Source organism: Variovorax sp. GW821-FHT10C12 (assembly GCF_059415405.1).
Genome location: NZ_JBWKNE010000005.1, coordinates 198,177 through 215,359, shown reverse-complemented (window position 1 = coordinate 215,359; position 17,183 = coordinate 198,177). Strand labels below are relative to the sequence as shown.

Below are 17,183 nucleotides of genomic sequence, written 5' to 3'. Positions count from 1 at the left end.
GCCCGCCCGCTGTCGCGGCCCGGTCAGCGGCCCCCGGCGGGCCTACTTGAAGAAGCAGATGTCCAGCATCAGGCGCAGGCTGCAGCCGTAGTCGGTGCCGCCGTCCACGACGCGCACCGGCACGCCGCCCAGCAGCGTCGAACCGTCGGCGGCGTACGCCAGCGGCGAGGGCGCCGCCTTGGTGAACGGGCCGCTCAGCGTTTCCTGCTCGACGTACGGAAGGTACTGGCGGCGGGAAAAGTCGATCTTGTCGGCCGACTTCAGCGCCACCGCCGCGTAGCGCGTGCCGTAGACCGTGCCGAAGTAGCGCAGCATCGGCCCGGTGCGGTCGCCGTACTTCACGTCGGCCTTCGCGAAGCCGGTCTGGATGAGAAAGCTGCGGTCCTCGGGCGTGAGGTCGGCGTCCAGGGCTAGCAGCACGTACTGGCCTTCGAAGCTCTGGTTGCGCGCCACCTTCAGTTCGCCGATGAGCGCGGGCGTGACCTTGGTGCGGCCTTCCCAGCGCAGCAGCGCGGCCACGGACGGGTCGCCGTCGAACACGTAGTGGTAGTTCTCGCCAACGATGGCGACCTTGCGGCCGTCCTTGGCCGCCACGAAGCTCAGCACGCGGTCCTTGCCGTGGACGGGGTCGCCCTCGGGGGTGCTGGCGCAGCCCACCTGCAGCAGGCCGAAGGCGGCGCAAGCCAGCGCCAGGAAGAGCCGACGCGCGGGGGTCGAGAGCGAAGAAGAAAGAGGCACGGTGTGTCCGGGGTTCGAGTTCATCCAGCCCCGGACTCTAGCGCCGCGCTCAACGGTCCAGGTCGACGCCGTCGGCCAGCAGCTTTTTCTGCAGCGCCGCCACGTCGATCGCCGCGAAGCGCCCGCTGCCCAGCGAGGCCGCCGCCGTGCCCGCCGCCTGCCCCATCACGAAGCAGCCACCGCTGGCGCGCGCGGCCGACTGGCCCTCGTGCGTCATCGAGGCGCAGCGCCCGGCCACCAGCAGGTTGTCGAGCGTCTGCGGCACCAGCATGCGCCACGGCAGGTGGTTGTAGGCGTTGGCTTCGTCGCGCGGGAAGGCCCACTCGATGCGGCCGTCGGCGTGCATTTCCATCGGCCAGGCATTCAGGCCGATGGTGTCGTCGAAGGTGGCCGAGCCGAGGATGTCCTCGCGGCCCAGCGCATACAGGCCCTGGATGCGCCGCGTCTCGCGGATGCCGACCTGCGGCGCGATCTCCACGATGGCCGACGGCGCGAAGCCCGGCACCTCGGCCTGCAGGAACTTGAAGTACGCCGCGATCTGGCGCCGGCCTTCGAGCTCGCCGTCGCTGAGCTCGCGCGCATCGACGCCGTTCATCGCGCGGCCTTCGGCGTTGCGGATCTGCGTGACGTTGGCGCGCCACTCGCGCGGGTCCTTGTTGGGGCGCAGGATCGCGCCTTCGCGCGGAAAGCTGTACTTGCCCGGGTGCTGCTGCTCGGCGCGCGCCATGAAGCCGTTGATGGCCGAGAACTCGCCCACCGCTTCCAGCGCGGCCGGCGCGTCGACCTGGCCGATGCGGAACATGGTGGTCGGGAACAGCCCGCTGCCGTGGCCGTCGCCCACTTCGAAGGGCACGCCCGCGAAGGCGGCCACGTCGGCGTCGCCGCTGGCGTCGATGAAGGCATTGGCGCGGATCGCCTGGCGGCCCGATTTCGTTTCGACCACCAGCGCGGCAATGCGTGCGCCGTCGTGCAGCACCGCCGCGGCATACGCGTGGAACAGTATCTGCACGCCGGCCGCTTCGAGCAGCTGGTCGGCGGCCAGCTTGTAGGCCGAGGTGTCGTACGAACGCACGCAGATGCGCCCGCCCATGCCGTTCTGCGGCGCGTTCATGCCATTGAAGCCGGCGATGCGCTCGATGAGGTCGTCGACCACGCCGCGCACCAGCTGCGTCATCTCGCCGCGGCGCTTGCCGTACAGGCCGGCGAAGTTGGTCACGCCGCCCGCGGTGCCCATGCCGCCGAGAAAACCGTAGCGCTCCACCAGCAGCGTGCGCGCACCGTGGCGCGCGGCGCTCACGGCGGCGGCAATGCCGGCGGGGCCGCCGCCGACCACGACCACGTCGAAGTCGCCGAACACCGGCAGCGCGCGCGCCGGTTCGGTCAGGGTGTTTTGTTGCTGCGTCGTCGCCGTCATCACTGCAGTTTGATCCCGCGCGTGGAAATGATCTTGCTCATGATCGCCGCCTCTTCCTTCACGCGCGTGCGCATGCCGTCCGGCGAGGTGCCCACGGCCTGCCAGCCTTGCTCGAAGAGCTTGCGGCGCACGTCGGGGTCTTTCATGACGATTTCGATCTCGCGGCTGATGCGCGCCTGCGCGGGCTTCGACAGGCTGGCCGGGCCGAGCAGCGCCACCCACACCTCAAGGTTGAAGTCTTTCACGCCGGCGTCGGCCAGCGGGGCGATCTCGGGCACCAGCGCGCTGCGCCCGCCCGTGAGGCCCACGGCCTTGAGCTTGCCGGCGCGGATCTGCGGCATGGCCACGCCCGGCGGGATCAGGCCCATCTGCACCTGGTCGCCCAGCATGCCGGTGACGACCTGCGGGTTGCCCTGGTAGGGCACGTGCTCGGGCTTGAAGCCGGCCACGCGGCTCTTGAGCAGTTCCATGCCCAGGTGGCCGACCGAGCCCACGCCCACCGAACCGTAGTTCCACTTGTCGCCGGCCTGGCGCGCGGCGTCGAAGAAGGCGGTGCCCGAGGGCAGGCTGTTCTGCGCCACGAGCACCAGCGGCGCGGTGGCGATCAGCGAGAGGTAGGTGAAGTCCTTCGCCGGGTCGTACGGCAGCTTGGGGTACAGCATCTTCGACGACGTGAGGTTGCCGTTGATGACGATGCCCAGCGTGTGGTCGTCGGTGGCCTTGGCCACCTGGTCGGCCGCGATGTTGCCCGAGGCGCCGGCCTTGTTGTCCACCACGACCGGCTGGCCCAGCGCACGGGACAGCGGCTCGGCGATGGTGCGCGCCGCGATGTCGGGCGTGGAGCCGCCCGGGAAACCCACCAGCAGGCGGATCGGCTTGGTCGGCCACGCGGGGGTGTCGGCGCTGGCGGTCAGCGGCAGCGCCGCGGTGGCGGCCAGGCCGCAGGCGATCAGGAGGGCTCTCTTGGTGGCTTGCATGGAAAAAGACAGTTAAAAGGTAAACAAAAATGCAAAGACAGGCAGCTTAACTGGCGCATCGCGTCGCAGGCAAGGCACGTGTGCCGCGGGCCGGAGTGGATGTCGCTGCAACAGACATCGGAAGCCGCGACACGCGTGCACGCGCTGATATATTGAGTCGATCATTTGCGCGACTCCGACCTGCGATCGCGAACCCCCTAGAGATATGTTGTCGATGTCATCAGAAATAAAAGTCAACCGCTATTTGATCGCCCTGTTTGCGCTTGCTTTCGCGATCCTGGCCACACTGCACGTCGCCTTCTATCTGAAGGGTGAGCACCATCTGTACGTGAACGATTTCCGGAACTATTGGATCGCTTACTGGAAATCGTCGATTCAGTTCAAGCAGAACATCGGGGATTGGGCCCGCATGTTGCGCGGTGAAATCTGGGGCAGCGACTACAACTCGCTCCCTGCCGCCTTGCTGCTTCCGTTCAGTCTGGTTTTTGGCTACGAGCGATTCGGATACATCTGGGGTGCGACGATCACCTACCTCGTTCCGGTGGTCTTGCTTTCGGCCAAGGCGGCCAGCCTTGTCGTGCGTGAGAAGGAAAAACCGACCCTGGTCTTTCTGATGGCGGCCGTCGTGGCCGCCTGCTACGTCCCTTTCTGGGCGCCCACACTGATGGGCTGGATCGACATCGCCGGGCTCATCCCTCTGATTCTTGCGTTCATCACGGTCAGAACGGCCGGCTTCGGCAAGCGGATCCGGCCGGGCATGGCGATACTTCTCGGGCTCTTGATCTGGATGCCGTTCCTGATCCGGCGCTGGTACGCCTTCGCGATCGTGGCCTTCGTGCTTTCCGCGCCGATCTACTGCATGGTGTTGGCCCGCCTCGAAAACCGCACACCCTGGAGCCAGGCATTCGTCAGAACGGCCCTTAACTTCGCGATGGCAGGCGTGACGTCGCTGACGTTCTGTCTGATTGCGCAAGGCGGGCTCGTTCAAAGCATCTTGAACACGAGCTACGCCTCGATCTATGTCGCGTACCAAAGACCGCCGCTCGAGCATTTCCTGGACCTCTGGAACAACTTCGGCGGGCTCTATCTGGGGCTGGCGCTGGCCGGGCAGATGTTCCTTTTCAAAACGGCATCGCAGCGCACAGATGCACTGTTCATCAATGCCAACATCGTTCTGCTGTTCGCCCTGTTCACACGTACTCAGGGGTTCGGCGCGCAGCACTACCTTCCGCTTGCCTTCTGGATCTACCTCCTGATTTGCATCGGGCTGCGGCAGATCCTGCCACTCGGTCCCAGAGCCATCCCTTGGACTGCAACAGGTGTAGCGCTGGTCGCGACGCTCGCCCTCATCACGTCTTTCTATCGCAGCGACGTCGGTGCTCGATTGGCAGGTACCGTTTTCCCGCAAACAACCTACAACAATCAAATCGGGGATGAGAAAGCCTATGCGCGCCTCGCAGATCACCTCAATGCATTGCTGAAGCCCGGTGAAACTTTCACCGCGTTCGCCTCCCACAAGATCCTCAACCGCGACGTGCTGCTCAGCGTTTCGCGTGAATCGCTTGCCGGCAAGGACGTGGACACATCCCACGTCGATCTCATCCAGGGTCTGAGCGTCGCGCCTTTCATGGCGCGGTACGCGGTCGTGACCGATCCCATCCTCACCCACCTGCCTGAAGGCACACAAACGGTCATCACGATTCCTGCCAAGGCCATCCTGACGGGTCAAGGCATTGGGGCTGCCTACGAGCGCGTGGGCGAGAGCTATGCGATCACCGACAGCGTGAAGGCTTTCATCTATGCAAAAACGCGGGCGTTCACGCCGGCCGAGGTCGACGCGCTCCTCGCAGACTTCTACAAGCGCTACCCCGATTGGCGCGAGATCTATGGAACCACGATGTTCAAACTCGCGATGACATCTACGGCCGAGACGGGCGACCAATGGGGGAAATTCGAGTACGCCCGAGATGGCTCGATCACCGTGCACCCGGGAGAAACGACGCCCACGCGTGCGACTTTCTCCGGCGTTGCGAACGAGATTCGCCTGACAGTTGCGCCCGCATGCCCGGGGTCTGACGGCGTCGATGTCCGGCTCGGTTTGATGGGCAAGGAGATTGCGCACTTCGAGGTCGCACCGGGAAGTGCCGTGACACTTCCAACCACCGACCCATCTGCGACCTATGACCTGGTCGTCTCGAAGCGCGGGAATCCGTGGTGCGACCTGGTTTCCCTCACTGCTGCGCAACCCAAGGCGCCCTCCTGAACGCACGTGCGGCCTCTCCCTAGTCGAGGCTGATGTTGCCCCGGCGCACCAGCTCCCCGTACACCTTCGACTTGGCCTCGGCATTGCGCTCGATCTCCTCGGGCGACCAGGCCAGCGGCTCGAAGGCGAAAGTGTCGAAGCGGGCGCGGATGTCCGGATCGGCGATGACCTTGGCCACGTCGGCGTTGATCTTGGCCTTCACGGCCGCCGACACGCCCTTGGGCGCCAGCAGCGACACGAAGGAGTTGACTTCCAGCGAAGCCGGGCCGCCGGCCTCGGCCATGGTGGGCACGTCGGGCATCTGCGGGATGCGCTTGGGCGCGGCCACGGCGATGTAGCGCAGCTTGCCGGCCTTGTAGATGCCCTGGCTCGACGGGATGCTCGCGAAGGCCCATGGCACCTCGCCGGTGCCCACGTTGGAATACAGCTGCGACACCTCGCGGTACGGCGCGTGCCGCATGCGGATGCCCGTGAGCGCCTCGAGCTGCTGCGCGCCCAGGTGGCCCGGGCTGCCGACGCCCCACGAGCCGTAGACGATGCCTTCGGGGTTGGCCTTGGCGGCGGCGATGAGGTCGGCCATGGTCTTCCACTTCGACTCGGTGGCCACGGCCACGAAGAAGGGCGTGCGGAACAGCGAGGCCACCGGGTCGAAGTGCTGCAAGGTCACGAAGTTGCGCGACTTGTACAGGTGCGGCAGCGCGGCGATGTGCTCGCTGTCGAGTTGCAGCAGCGTGTAGCCGTCGGGCGCGGCGCGGCGCGCCTGGTCGATGGCGATGAAGCCGCCGCCACCGGGCCGGTTGTCGACCAGCACGCGCTGGTTCCACAGCCGCGAGAGCTTGTCGGACACGAGCCGCAGCACCGCGTCGGGGCCGCTGCCGGCCGCGAACGGGGTGATCAGCGTCACCGGCTTGCTCGGGTAGTCGCTGCCCTGCGCCCAGGCGCCGGAGGCGGCGGTCAGGGCCAGGACGGCGGTCGTCAGCAATGCGCGCGGAAAGTTCATGGGTTGTCTCCTGGGCCTTCGGCCTCGTGGGTGGGGGTATCGCAGAAAAACCGTGTCAGCGTGGCGCGGGCGCCTCGCCCAGGCAGTGCTCGGGTCGCCAGGCATAGAGCCATTCGACCGCATCGTAGAAGCGTTCGGGCGTGCGCCCGGTCCACAGGCTGTTGCGCACGAGGCGCTCCACGCCCTGGGCGTGGTACAGGCGCCCCATCTCGCGCACCGACAGCACGACGCGCGCGCAGCGTGCGATGCGGGCCTGTTCGTAGCGCTGGAAGGCGGCGGCCATGTCGAAGTCGCAGGCCTTCACGGCCTCGCCGAGCGTCACGGCGTCTTCGAGTGCCATGCAGGCGCCCTGCGCGAGGTACTGCATCATGGGATGCGCCGCGTCGCCCAGCAGCGTGGCCGGTCCGTCGCTCCAGCGCTCGACGGGGTCGCGGTCGGCGGTGCTCCAGCGGCGCCATGAAGTCGGGCGGTCGAGCAGCTGGCGCGGGCGCGCATGCACGCCCTCGAAATACGACAGCACCTCTTCTTTGCTGCCGTCGGTGACGCCCCATTCTTCGGCGTCGCGGCTGTGGAAGGTGACGACCAGGTTGTACTGCTCGCCGTGGCGCAGCGGGTAGTGCACGAGGTGGCAGTTCGGGCCGGCCCAGACCACGGGCGCGTTCCATTGCAGGTCGGCGGGCATGTCGGCCGCGGGCACGACAGCGCGGTAGACCACGTGGCCCGACACGCGCGGCGCGTCGCCGATGAGCTTGGCGCGCACCACCGACTTCACGCCGTCGCAGCCGACGATGGCGTCGGCCTGGAAACGGCGGCCGTCGCGCGTGACGGCCGTGACGCCGTGCGCGCCGATGTCGATGGCCTCGACCTGCGCCGAAGTGTGGAAGCGGATCAGCGGATGCTGCTTCACGGCCTCGTGGATCGCGCCGTGCAGGTCGGCGCGGTGGCTCACGGCGTACGGATTGCCGAATCGTGCGCGGAAGGCCTCGCCGACGGGCACCGAAGCCACTTCGCTGCAGTCGACCGCGTCCATCATCACGAGCCGGTCGGTGAACACCGAACTGCGGCGCACGGCCTCGCCCACGCCCAGCGCGTCGAGCGCCGCGAAGGCGTTGGGGCCGAGCTGCAGGCCGGCGCCGATCTCGCCGATGACGGCGCTCTGTTCGAGCAGGTCGATGGCCACGCCCAGGCGCGCGAGCGCGAGCGCGACGGCCATGCCGCCGATGCCGCCGCCGACGAGCAGCACGGTGGGAGGATGCTTCGAGAGGGTCATGCGCGGGCCGGGGCGCTCAGTCGATGCGAACAGTCAGGGACGGCAGACGCTCGATGCTGACCTTGATCGTCTGGCCCGGCTTCACCGCGCCCACGCCTTCGGGCGTGCCCGTGAAGATCAGGTCGCCGGGCTGCAGCGCGAACAGCGTCGAGAGGTTGGCGATGACTTCGTTCACCGACCAGATCAGGTGCGTGATGTCGCTGTTCTGGCGCACCTGGCCGTCCACTTCGAGCGTGATGGCGCCGGCGTTGATCTCGCCCACGTCGGCCAGCGTGCGCAGCGGCGCGATGGGGGCCGAGAAGTCGAAGGCCTTGCCGATCTCCCAGGGGCGGCCGGCTTCGCGCATCTTCATCTGCAGGTCGCGGCGCGTCATGTCCAGGCCCACGGCGTAGCTGTGGATGTGGCTGGCGGCCTGGTCGACCGGGATGTCCTTGCCGCCCTTGCCGATGGCGACCACCAGCTCGGCTTCGTAGTGGTAGTTGCTCGTGAGCGGCGGGTAGGGAATGGCTGCGGTGGCGCCTTCGGCCACGGGCACGACCGAGGCGTCGTCGTTGGGCTTGCAGAAGAAGAACGGCGGTTCGCGGTCGGGGTCGAAGCCCATCTCGCGCGCATGCGCAGCGTAGTTGCGGCCCACGCAGTAGACGCGGCGCACGGGGAACTGCCGGTCGGAGCCGACGATGGGAAGGCCGACGATGGAAGGGGGTGTGAAGACGAAGGACATGGAAGCTCCTGCCGCGTGGGACGGCACATCAGACAAACAAGAAAAAAGAAGGAAAGAAGGTCGCCGCGCTTTCAGGCGTCTTCGAGAAAGGCTTCGCGCAGGATGCCCATGGCCTGCTGCACGGGGCGGTCGGAAAAACTGAAGAGCACGGTGTCTTCGTTCGGCGACGACAGGCGCAGCGGCGCCCACGAGGGCACGACGAAGGTGTCGCGCGGGCCGAAGTCGAAGCGCTGGCCGGCGATCTCGGCCGTGCCGTGGCCTTCGACCACGCTGTAGACGGTGCCGTCGGTGGCGCGGTGCGCCTGGCCCGCGAAGCCCTTGGGCAGCAGTTGCAGCTGGGTCGAGATGGTCGGCATCGGCGAGCCGCCCGTCAGCGGGTTGATGTAGCGCAGCTTGTGGCCGAGCCAGGCGTCGGGCGCCTCCTGCTTCTGCAACTGGGCCAGCGCCTCGCGGCTGCGCAGGTAGGGGTAGTTGAAGATCGGCGAGGTGGCCGAGGTGTGGTCGTGCCGCACCGGCACCATGTTGTGGCCGAAGCGCGCCAGGCTGTGGCCTTCGGGGCGCGCCACGTGCTGCACCTTGGCGTCGTCGTTCTCGGCGAAGCCGGCGTCGAAGAAACGCAGCATCGGAATGTCGAGGCCGTCGAGCCACACCACCGGCTCGGTCACGCCTTCGATGCCTTCGTTGCCGTGGTCGTGCCAGGCCCACGAGGGCGTGATGATGAAGTCGCCGGGGTGCATCGTCGTGCGCTCGCCGCCCACGGTGGTGTAGGCGCCCTTGCCGTCCACGATGAAGCGCAGCGCCGACTGCACATGGCGGTGCGACGGTGCCACCTCGCCCGGCATGATGAGCTGCAGGCCGGCGTAGATCGACTGCGTGATCGATGCGTTGCCGGGCAGCGCGGGGTTCTCGAGCACCAGCACGCGGCGCACGGCCTCTTCGGCGGTGATGAGGTCGGCCGACTCCATGAGCAGCGGACGGATCTCGTCGTAACGCCACAGCGCGGGCACGCACGGGCTCTTGGGCTCGCGCGGCACGAGCACGTGCAGCGACTCCCACAGCGGCGAGAGGTTCAGCGGGCGGATGCGGGCGTAGTAGTCGCGGCGCTCGGCGGCATTGGCCGGTGCGCCGGCGGCATGGGAAGAAGCGGGGTTCATGGGGTCGGTGTCTCCGTTGGCGGCATTGTTGACCCGCACCACTATTTCCTCAAGACCGCGTGCTAATACACGGAATTCGAAATTTCGATAATGGTGTCTTTCGCCTTCAGGGCTCCGTCCCGCCTCACCCCATGTCCAAGCTCGATCTCGAATGGCTCGCCGTGTTCGACGAGGTCTACAAGACCGGCAACGTCACCAAGGCGGCCGAGCGCCTGGGCATGGCGCAGGCGGCGGCCAGCACGGCACTGAACAAGCTGCGCGCGCACTTCGACGACCGCCTGTTCACCCGCACCGCGCAGGGCATGCAGCCCACGCCGCACGCCGAGCGCATCTACCCGAACCTGCGCGAGGCGCTGGCGCAGCTGGCGCAGGCGCAGGGCAACCGCAGCAGCTTCGAGCCGGCGCGCGCGCAGCGGCGCTTTCGCATCTGCATGACCGACATCAGCGAGGTGGTGCTGCTGCCCGGCCTGCTCGACCACCTGCGGCATGCGGCGCCGGGCGTGCACATCGAGACCGAGATCATCTCCACCCACAGCGGCCGCCGCCTGCAGGACGGCGACGTCGACCTGGCCGTGGGCTTCATGCCGCAGCTGGACGCGGGCTTCTACCAGCAGGTGCTGTTCATGCAGAACTTCGTCTGCCTGGCGGCGCAGAACCATCCGCGCATCGGCGCCAAGCTCACGCGCAAGCGCTTCGAGGAAGAGGCGCACGCGGTGGTGTCCAGCTCGGGCACGGGGCACGCCATCGTCGATACCACCATCGCGCGCCTGGGCCTCAGGCGCAACGTGGTGGTGCGGCTGTCGAGCTTCCTGAGCGTGGCGCGCATCGTGGCCCACACCGAACTGATCGTGGTGGTGCCGCGCATCCTGGGCAACGTGCTGGCCACGCAGGAGCCGGTGAAGGTGCTGGCGCCGCCCTTCACGCTGCCGGCCTATGCGGTCAAGCAGCACTGGCACGAGCGCTTTCATGCCGACCCGGGCAACGCCTGGCTGCGCCGCACGCTGGCGCAGCTGTTCAGCGGCAGCTGAACGGCGCCGGGCAGACGCCAAAGGGCGCCCGGGCGCTCGCATAATCGCGGCTCCCCACCCACAGCCCACAGAAAAAAGGCGCCCCCATGTCTTCCATCACCCTCCGATTCCTGGCCGAACCCAGCACCGTCAACTTCGGCGGCAAGGTCCACGGCGGCACGGTCATGAAGTGGATCGACGAGGCCGGCTACGCCTGCGCCACCAGCTGGGCCAAGCGCTACTGCGTCACCGCCTTCATCGGCAGCATCCGCTTTCACCGGCCGATCATGATCGGCGACCTGGTCGAGGTCGAGGCCCGCCTGGCCTACACCGGCAAGACCAGCATGAACATCTCGGTCGAGGTGCGCAGCGGCGACATGAAGGGCGGCGTGATGGAAAAGACCACCGAATGCCTGATCGTGTTCGTCTCGGTCGACTCGCACGGCCGGCCACTACCGGTGGAAGCCTTCGTGCCCGGCACGCCCGGCGAAATGGCGCTGGCCGAGCGCGCCAAGGCGCACCTGGACGCCAGCCGCGCCGCCGGCGGCACGCCCTGATCCCGGGGCGGGGATAGGCGGCGCGCCCTAACCACGGCGCGCCCGGACGGCTAGAGTCGTGTGATTGCATCCCAAGGAACACACCGCATGGCCACCTCCCGAGACGACGACAGCAACGACAAGACCGACCGCATCAAGGACTCGGCCCAGCAGATCTGGCTGGCCGGTCTCGGCGCCTTCGCCAAGATGCAGCAGGAAGGCAGCAAGGCCTTCGAGGCGCTGGTCAAGGACGGCGCCGGCATGCAGAAGAAGACCCAGCAGGCCGCTGAAGAAACGCTGGCCCAGGCGCAGCAGCGCATGGCTGGCTTCGCCAGCGAGTTCGGCACCAAGGCCGCCGGCCAATGGGGCAAGCTCGAGAACATCTTCGAAGACCGCGTGGCGCGCGCACTCGAAAAGCTCGGCGTGCCCTCGGCCGCCGACGTGGCCGCGCTGCAGGCGCGCGTCGAGGCGCTCGAAGCCCAGCTCAGGCAGCGCGATGCCAAGACCTCGCCCGTGCGCGCCTCGCGCAAGGCCGCGCCGGCCCCCGCCGCCAAGAAGACCCTGCGCCGCACCAAGGCCGGCTGACATCGTTCTGTAATTGCGGCACTGCACAAAAAATCAGCGCCGCAAAACATGTCCCGCACCGTTCATGGTGCAGCGCACATGCGCTAGAGTGCCCCCAAGACCAAGAGAAACCACGGGGGCACCGACATGGCAAAGAAGGCGCCACGCCGCACTGCGCAACGCATCCTCGAAGCTGCATTGGACTTGTTCAACCGCTTCGGGGAACCGAACGTGTCGACCACGCTGGTGGCCGGCGAACTGAACATCAGCCCCGGCAATCTCTACTACCACTACCCCGCCAAGGAAGAGCTGATCAACAAGCTCTACGAAGGCTACGAAGCCGAGCTCAACGAGCTGCTGCACGCCAGCGAGGGCGTGCACGACGTGGAGGACGCCTGGTTCTTCATGCACAGCCTGTTCGAGCTGATCTGGCGCTACCGCTTCCTGTACCGCGACCTCAACGACCTGCTGAGCAAGAACCGGCACCTGGAGACCCAGTTCCAGCTCGTGCTCAAGAACAAGGCACGCGCCATCCGCCAGCTGATCGCCGGCCTGAGCCGTGCCGGCCACTTGGACATCGACGCGCACGAGGTCGACACGCTGGCCCAGAGCATGGTCGTCGTGCTGACCTACTGGCTCAGCTACGAATACGTGCGCAACCCGCGCCAGGCGCTGGAGCCCGCGCATGCGCAGGGCGCGCTGATGCGCGGCGGCCACCACACGCTGCACCTGCTCGCGCCCTACCTCGCACGCGACCAGCGCCGCCACCTGCTGGCGCTGAGCAATGCCTACAACGGCGAAAGCGCCGCCAGCAACCCCAGCCCCGTGCCACCGACGGTCGATATGGCGGCCTAGAACATCCATGCCCCACTCCGATTTCAAACCGCTCTCGCTGCTGTCCGCCGGCCCTGCCGCGGCCACGGCCACCGCCGGCACCGAACCCTGGACGCCCCTTCCCTACCCCGACGTGCCCCGCTACGACGCGCGCAGCCTGCTTACGCACTGGCCGCGCCTGCACGCCGGCCACGCGCTGCCGCCGCCTTCAGCCGACGCGCCGCTGGCCGAAGGCTGGGCGCTGTACCACAGCGGCGAGTTCGAACGCGCCGCCACCCTCGGCCTGCGCCACGGCCCCGACGGCCTGGCGCTCGCCAACCAGGCGACCGCGATCTACGCCAACTACCTGGAGCCGCGCGAGGCCGTGCGGCTTTCGCTGTTCCGCCAGGTGATCGAACGCGCCGGCGCGCAAGTCGCGGCCGAACCCGACAACTGCCAGGCGCTGTACTGGCAGGCCTACGCCCTGGGCCGCTACAGCCAGGGCATCAGCGTGGCGCGCGCCCTGGCGCAGGGCCTGGGCACCAAGCTCAAGGGCGCGCTGGAGCACGTGATCGAACTGCAGCCGGAGCACGGCGACGCGCACCTCGCGCTGGCCGCCTTCCACGCCGAGGTGATCGACAAGGTCGGCGCGCTGGTCGGGCGCATGACGTACGGCGTGCGCGCCGAGACTTCGATCGAACTGTTCGAGCGCGGGCTGGCGCTGCACCCGCAGTCGGCGGCCGGGATGATGGAGTACGCGCGTGCGCTGCTGATGCTGCACGGCGAGTCGCGCCTCGGCGAGGCGAACGGGCTGTACGAGAAGGCGGCGGCGCTGACGCCGGCGGATGCGCGGGAGCGGCTGGATGTGGAGCTGGCGCGCGCAGGCCTGACGGACTGAAAGGCCGGAACGCTTGCGATTGGTACCACTTGGTACCAATCCATTTATGATGCGCGGTTTCCGACCTTCTTCCCGACCGCCATGTCCGACCTCAACGCCCAATTCGAAGCCGCCCAGGCCAACTCCAAGCTGCTGGCCGAGCGCCCCGACAACCCGACCCTGCTGAAGATCTACGCCCTGTTCAAGCAGGCGACCGAAGGCGACAACAGCGCCAAGAAGCCCAGCTTCAGCGACATCGTCGCGCGCGCCAAGTGGGACGCGTGGACCGCCCAGAAGGGCGCCACGGCCGACGAGGCGAAGCAAAAATACATCGACCTGATCGAATCCCTCCGCGGCTGACCGATCAACCGACGATCCCGCGCTCCTGCAGCGCGGCGATCTGCTCGGCACTCAACCCGATCTCCTCCAGCACCGCCTGCGTGTCCGCCCCCAGCGCCGGCGCATTGCGCCGGTGGCCGGCCGGCGTGAGCGACAGCTTGGGCACGAAGCCGGGCACCGCGAGCGCGCTGCCGTCGGGCATCTTCACCTCCTGCAGCATGCCGCGCGCGGCGTAGTGCGGGTCGGCCGCGATGTCGGCGATGGTGTAGATGCGCCCGGCCGGCACATGCGCCGCATCGAGCGCGGCCAGCACCTCGGTCACCGTGCGCTGCGCGGCCCAGTCGCCGATGGCGGCGTCGAGCATCCCGACCTGCGCCACGCGCCCCGTGTTGCCGGCCAGCGCCGGGTCGGCCGCGAGGTCCGGCCGGCCGATGCAGGCCATGAGCCGCTTGAAGATGCTGTCGCCGTTGCCGGCGACGATGGCGTAGCCGCCGTCCGCGCAGCGATACGCGTTGGTGGGCGCAATGCCCGGCAGCGCGCTGCCGGCGGCCTCGCGCACCGCGCCGAATTCGGCGTACTCGGGCAGCAGGCTTTCCATGCAGTTGAAGACCGCCTCGTACAGCGCGACGTCGACCACCTGGCCCCGGCCCTTCGGGAATTCGGCGCTCACGGTGGCGTGGCGGTGCTGCATGGCCATCAGCACGCCGATCACGCCGTGCAGCGAGGCCAGCGTGTCGCCGATCGACACGCCCACGCGCACCGGCACGCGGCCCGGCTCGCCCGTGAGGTGGCGCAGCCCGCCCATGGCTTCGGCCACCACGCCGAAGCCGGGGCGGTCGCGGTAGGGGCCGGTCTGGCCGTAGCCGCTGATGCGCAGCATCACGAGCGCGGGGTTGGCGGCCAGCAACTCGTCGGGCCCGAGGCCCCAGCCTTCCATCGCGCCGGGGCGGAAGTTCTCGACCAGCACGTCGGCCTCGGCCGCGAGCTGGCGCACGATGGCCTGCGCCTCGGGCTGGCGCAGGTCCAGCGCCAACGAGCGCTTGTTGCGCGACTGCACCTGCCACCAGACGGAGGTGCCGTCCTTCAGCAGCCGCCAGGTGCGCAGCGGGTCGCCCGCGCCGGGCGGCTCGATCTTGACCACGTCGGCGCCGAAGTCGGCCAGCGTGCGCGCCGCGAAGGGGCCGGCGATCAGTTGCCCGAGTTCGACGACCTTGAGGCCGGCCAGCGGACCCGCGGCCGGAGGGGAAAGAGAGCTTTGCGTCATGGTTTCCGAGTGTGCCGTGCCGCCCGGAGTACCGGGTCAGGCCGGGAAAACACCTATGAAATCTTGACACGGCGCGACGCGGCTCTTTTGCACTGCAGCAATTGCACTCCCGCACGCGCCACGCCCCGAGGAGAAAGGGGTTTGCTGCAGCGCAGCGCGTCGTCGCGCCCTTCACTACCAGGCAGGACCGCGACTCAAAAAAGTATCAGTTGCGAGCGCCAACGCTGGTTGTTGGCATCCGGAGCGATTCGTACAGTCCGCCTCACCCCACCCCGGGGCCACCACCACAGAGGAAAGACCGCCGGCCATGCAACCCGATCTGGAAATCGTCGAAGTCCAAGGTGACGAATCGTTCACCGCCTGGGCGCACGGCTATCCGTATCGCACGGTGCGCTGGCACTTCCACCCGGAGTACGAGATCCAGCTGATCGTCGAGACCCAGGGCGTGTACTTCGTGGGCGACCACGTCGGCCACTTCGAGCCGGGCAACCTCGTGTTCATGGGCCCCGACCTGCCGCACAACTGGATCAGCGACGTGCCCGCCGGCCAGAGCGTCGAGCGCCGCGGCATCGTGATCCAGTTTCCGGCCGCGCTGGTGCGCAACATGGCGGCCACCTTCCCCGAGTTCCGCCGCATCGAGCCGCTGCTGGCCGAGTCGGCCTCCGGCCTGCTCTTCTCGGCCGCCACCGCCGCCGCGGCCAAGCCGATCATGGAAGCGCTGCTCGAGGCGCGCGGGCTGCGCCGCGTGGTGCTGCTGCTGTCGCTGTTCGAGCTGCTGGTGGCCAGCGACGACCGCCAGCGGCTGGCCAGCCCCGCGTTCACGCCCGACCCCAAGGCCTTCATGTCGCACGCGATCAACAACGTGCTGGCGCACATTGCCGCCAACCTGGGCGACGAGTTGCGCGAGCCGATGCTGGCCGAGCTGGTGGGCCAGAGCCCGAGCGCGTTCTCGCGCTCGTTCCGCAAGCACACGGGGCAGTCGTTCGTGCGCTACGTGAACCGGCTGCGCATCGGCCGCGCCTGCGAGCTGCTCGCCAACAGCGACAAGCCCGTGCTCGACGTCTGCATGGACGTCGGCTTCAACAACGTGTCGAACTTCAACCGGCAGTTCCTGCTGCACAAGCGCATGCCGCCGACCAAGTTCCGCCACTTCCATCGCATGCAGCTCGCTGCATCGCGCGCCGCCAACAGCCCGCCGTAGCGCGCCCCCCGTGTTCCCCGCGTCGTTCCTGGCGCGGCGCCTTGCGCGCCGCGCAGGGCGCCCCTTTGCCCGCGTTTTTTGCAGACCGTCACACAACCAACCTCAAGGAGACAACCCAATGAAGAGCCTTCTCAAAGCCACCGCCCTCGTCGCCGCCCTGGCCTGCGGCACCACCGCCGCACTGGCACAGGCACCCAAGCAGCCGCTGCGCATCGGCATGACCTTCCAGGAGCTGAACAACCCCTACTTCGTGACGATGAAGCAGGCACTGGAAGAAGCCGCCGCCAGCATCGGCGCCACCGTGGTCACCACCGATGCGCGCCACGACGTGGCCAAGCAGATCGGCGACGTGGAAGACATGGTCCAGAAGAAGATCGACATCCTGCTGCTGAACCCGACCGACTCGGCCGGCGTGCAGTCGGCGGTGCGCTCGGCCAAGAAGGCCGGCGTGATCGTGGTGGCGGTCGACGCCAACGCGCAGGGCCCTGTCGATTCGTTCGTAGGCTCCAAGAACCTCGACGCGGGCCGCCTGGCCTGCGAGTACCTGGCGAAGAACATCGGCGAGAAGGGCGACGTGGCCATCCTCGACGGCATCCCGGTCGTACCGATCCTGGAGCGCGTGAAGGGCTGCCGCGAAGCGCTGGCCAAGTACCCCGGTATCAAGGTCGTGAGCACGCAGAACGGCAAGCAGGAGCGCGCCACCGCGCTCACCGTGACCGAGAACATCCTGCAGGCCAACAAGAACCTCAAGGGCGTGTTCAGCGTGAACGACGGCGGCTCGATGGGCGCGCTCGCCGCCATCGAGGCCAGCGGCAAGGACGTGAAGCTCACCAGCGTGGACGGCGCGCCCGAAGCCATCAAGGCGATGCAGAAGGCGGGCTCGAAGTTCATCGCCACCACCGCGCAGTACCCGCGCGACCAGATCCGCCTGGCCATCGGCATCGCACTCGCGAAGAAGTGGGGCGCCAATGTGCCCGCGGCCGTGCCGGTCGACGTGAAGCTCATCGACGCCGAAGGCGCCAAGACCTTCAGCTGGTAAGCCACC

General features: G+C 68.0%; 17 protein-coding genes. 9 read left to right on the top strand and 8 right to left on the bottom strand.

Annotated elements, in window-relative coordinates; translation table 11 throughout:
• Nucleotides 1-42 precede the first annotated feature (42 nt).
• The 3 genes from AC07OH_RS22345 to AC07OH_RS22335 are packed head-to-tail and all read right to left on the bottom strand — an operon-like array spanning nt 43 to nt 3,129.
• Nucleotides 43-738, bottom strand: coding sequence for a hypothetical protein (locus AC07OH_RS22345; RefSeq protein ID WP_495302159.1), 696 nt, complete (start codon nt 736-738; stop codon nt 43-45).
• Between the two features lie 49 nt (nt 739-787).
• The gene (locus tag AC07OH_RS22340; protein WP_495302158.1) at nt 788-2,152 is read right to left on the bottom strand and encodes an FAD-dependent oxidoreductase; all 1,365 of its coding nucleotides are present in this window, start codon (nt 2,150-2,152) and stop codon (nt 788-790) included.
• Nucleotides 2,152-3,129: a Bug family tripartite tricarboxylate transporter substrate binding protein gene (locus AC07OH_RS22335; RefSeq protein WP_495302157.1), complete on the bottom strand. Its 978-nt coding sequence runs from the start codon at nt 3,127-3,129 to the stop codon at nt 2,152-2,154. Before AC07OH_RS22335 ends, AC07OH_RS22340 begins: the two co-directional genes overlap by 1 nt.
• 205 nt (nt 3,130-3,334) lie before the next feature.
• Between AC07OH_RS22335 and AC07OH_RS22330 the strand changes: the two genes are divergently transcribed.
• The gene (locus AC07OH_RS22330) at nt 3,335-5,392 is read left to right on the top strand and encodes a hypothetical protein (protein WP_495302156.1); all 2,058 of its coding nucleotides are present in this window, start codon (nt 3,335-3,337) and stop codon (nt 5,390-5,392) included.
• A gap of 19 nt (nt 5,393-5,411) precedes the next feature.
• On the opposite strand, the gene AC07OH_RS22325 is transcribed toward AC07OH_RS22330, so the two are convergent.
• From AC07OH_RS22325 to gtdA, 4 genes are all read right to left on the bottom strand, one after another.
• Nucleotides 5,412-6,392: a Bug family tripartite tricarboxylate transporter substrate binding protein gene (locus AC07OH_RS22325; protein ID WP_495302155.1), complete on the bottom strand. Its 981-nt coding sequence runs from the start codon at nt 6,390-6,392 to the stop codon at nt 5,412-5,414.
• 55 nt (nt 6,393-6,447) lie between these two features.
• A complete protein-coding gene (locus tag AC07OH_RS22320) occupies nt 6,448-7,662 on the bottom strand; it encodes a 3-hydroxybenzoate 6-monooxygenase (RefSeq protein ID WP_495302154.1) in 1,215 nt (404 codons plus the stop codon).
• Between the two features lie 16 nt (nt 7,663-7,678).
• Nucleotides 7,679-8,383: a fumarylacetoacetate hydrolase family protein gene (locus tag AC07OH_RS22315; protein ID WP_495302153.1), complete on the bottom strand. Its 705-nt coding sequence runs from the start codon at nt 8,381-8,383 to the stop codon at nt 7,679-7,681.
• 71 nt (nt 8,384-8,454) lie between these two features.
• Nucleotides 8,455-9,537, bottom strand: a complete 1,083-nt coding sequence (gtdA, locus tag AC07OH_RS22310; RefSeq protein WP_487848803.1) for a gentisate 1,2-dioxygenase — start codon at nt 9,535-9,537, stop codon at nt 8,455-8,457.
• Between the two features lie 131 nt (nt 9,538-9,668).
• On the opposite strand from gtdA, the gene AC07OH_RS22305 reads away from it, so the two are divergent.
• The 6 genes from AC07OH_RS22305 (at nt 9,669) to AC07OH_RS22280 (ending at nt 13,694) form a co-directional block, all read left to right on the top strand.
• A complete protein-coding gene (locus AC07OH_RS22305) occupies nt 9,669-10,565 on the top strand; it encodes a LysR family transcriptional regulator (RefSeq protein ID WP_495302152.1) in 897 nt (298 codons plus the stop codon).
• A gap of 86 nt (nt 10,566-10,651) precedes the next feature.
• Nucleotides 10,652-11,101 carry an acyl-CoA thioesterase gene (locus AC07OH_RS22300; protein ID WP_062476095.1) on the top strand — a complete coding sequence of 150 codons (450 nt, stop codon included), beginning with the start codon at nt 10,652-10,654 and terminating at the stop codon, nt 11,099-11,101.
• An 87-nt stretch (nt 11,102-11,188) separates the two neighbouring features.
• Nucleotides 11,189-11,665, top strand: coding sequence for a phasin family protein (locus AC07OH_RS22295; protein ID WP_495302151.1), 477 nt, complete (start codon nt 11,189-11,191; stop codon nt 11,663-11,665).
• Nucleotides 11,666-11,791: 126 nt separating this feature from the next.
• Complete coding sequence (locus AC07OH_RS22290; RefSeq protein ID WP_070063441.1) at nt 11,792-12,499, top strand: TetR/AcrR family transcriptional regulator; 708 nt, start codon at nt 11,792-11,794, stop codon at nt 12,497-12,499.
• A 7-nt stretch (nt 12,500-12,506) separates the two neighbouring features.
• Nucleotides 12,507-13,355, top strand: a complete 849-nt coding sequence (locus tag AC07OH_RS22285) for a hypothetical protein (protein WP_495302150.1) — start codon at nt 12,507-12,509, stop codon at nt 13,353-13,355.
• A gap of 81 nt (nt 13,356-13,436) precedes the next feature.
• The gene (locus tag AC07OH_RS22280; protein WP_495302149.1) at nt 13,437-13,694 is read left to right on the top strand and encodes an acyl-CoA-binding protein; all 258 of its coding nucleotides are present in this window, start codon (nt 13,437-13,439) and stop codon (nt 13,692-13,694) included.
• A 4-nt stretch (nt 13,695-13,698) separates the two neighbouring features.
• On the opposite strand, the gene AC07OH_RS22275 is transcribed toward AC07OH_RS22280, so the two are convergent.
• On the bottom strand, nt 13,699-14,937 hold the full coding sequence (locus AC07OH_RS22275; protein WP_492682543.1) for a CaiB/BaiF CoA transferase family protein: 1,239 nt from the start codon (nt 14,935-14,937) through the stop codon (nt 13,699-13,701).
• A gap of 307 nt (nt 14,938-15,244) precedes the next feature.
• Here AC07OH_RS22275 and AC07OH_RS22270 point away from each other — a divergent pair, with 307 nt between their 5' ends.
• Nucleotides 15,245-16,138, top strand: a complete 894-nt coding sequence (locus AC07OH_RS22270; RefSeq protein ID WP_062476111.1) for a helix-turn-helix domain-containing protein — start codon at nt 15,245-15,247, stop codon at nt 16,136-16,138.
• Between the two features lie 118 nt (nt 16,139-16,256).
• Nucleotides 16,257-17,177, top strand: coding sequence for an ABC transporter substrate-binding protein (locus AC07OH_RS22265; protein ID WP_495302148.1), 921 nt, complete (start codon nt 16,257-16,259; stop codon nt 17,175-17,177).
• Nucleotides 17,178-17,183 lie beyond the last annotated feature (6 nt).

Coding starts and splice junctions, on each gene's coding strand:
- AC07OH_RS22340 (WP_495302158.1), bottom strand. CDS start 2,152: ATGACGGCGACGACGCAGCAACAAAACACCCTGACCGAACCGGCGCGC.
- AC07OH_RS22335 (WP_495302157.1), bottom strand. CDS start 3,129: ATGCAAGCCACCAAGAGAGCCCTCCTGATCGCCTGCGGCCTGGCCGCC.
- AC07OH_RS22330 (WP_495302156.1), top strand. CDS start 3,335: ATGTTGTCGATGTCATCAGAAATAAAAGTCAACCGCTATTTGATCGCC.
- AC07OH_RS22325 (WP_495302155.1), bottom strand. CDS start 6,392: ATGAACTTTCCGCGCGCATTGCTGACGACCGCCGTCCTGGCCCTGACC.
- AC07OH_RS22320 (WP_495302154.1), bottom strand. CDS start 7,662: ATGACCCTCTCGAAGCATCCTCCCACCGTGCTGCTCGTCGGCGGCGGC.
- AC07OH_RS22315 (WP_495302153.1), bottom strand. CDS start 8,383: ATGTCCTTCGTCTTCACACCCCCTTCCATCGTCGGCCTTCCCATCGTC.
- gtdA (WP_487848803.1), bottom strand. CDS start 9,537: ATGAACCCCGCTTCTTCCCATGCCGCCGGCGCACCGGCCAATGCCGCC.
- AC07OH_RS22305 (WP_495302152.1), top strand. CDS start 9,669: ATGTCCAAGCTCGATCTCGAATGGCTCGCCGTGTTCGACGAGGTCTAC.
- AC07OH_RS22300 (WP_062476095.1), top strand. CDS start 10,652: ATGTCTTCCATCACCCTCCGATTCCTGGCCGAACCCAGCACCGTCAAC.
- AC07OH_RS22295 (WP_495302151.1), top strand. CDS start 11,189: ATGGCCACCTCCCGAGACGACGACAGCAACGACAAGACCGACCGCATC.
- AC07OH_RS22290 (WP_070063441.1), top strand. CDS start 11,792: ATGGCAAAGAAGGCGCCACGCCGCACTGCGCAACGCATCCTCGAAGCT.
- AC07OH_RS22285 (WP_495302150.1), top strand. CDS start 12,507: ATGCCCCACTCCGATTTCAAACCGCTCTCGCTGCTGTCCGCCGGCCCT.
- AC07OH_RS22280 (WP_495302149.1), top strand. CDS start 13,437: ATGTCCGACCTCAACGCCCAATTCGAAGCCGCCCAGGCCAACTCCAAG.
- AC07OH_RS22275 (WP_492682543.1), bottom strand. CDS start 14,937: ATGACGCAAAGCTCTCTTTCCCCTCCGGCCGCGGGTCCGCTGGCCGGC.
- AC07OH_RS22270 (WP_062476111.1), top strand. CDS start 15,245: ATGCAACCCGATCTGGAAATCGTCGAAGTCCAAGGTGACGAATCGTTC.
- AC07OH_RS22265 (WP_495302148.1), top strand. CDS start 16,257: ATGAAGAGCCTTCTCAAAGCCACCGCCCTCGTCGCCGCCCTGGCCTGC.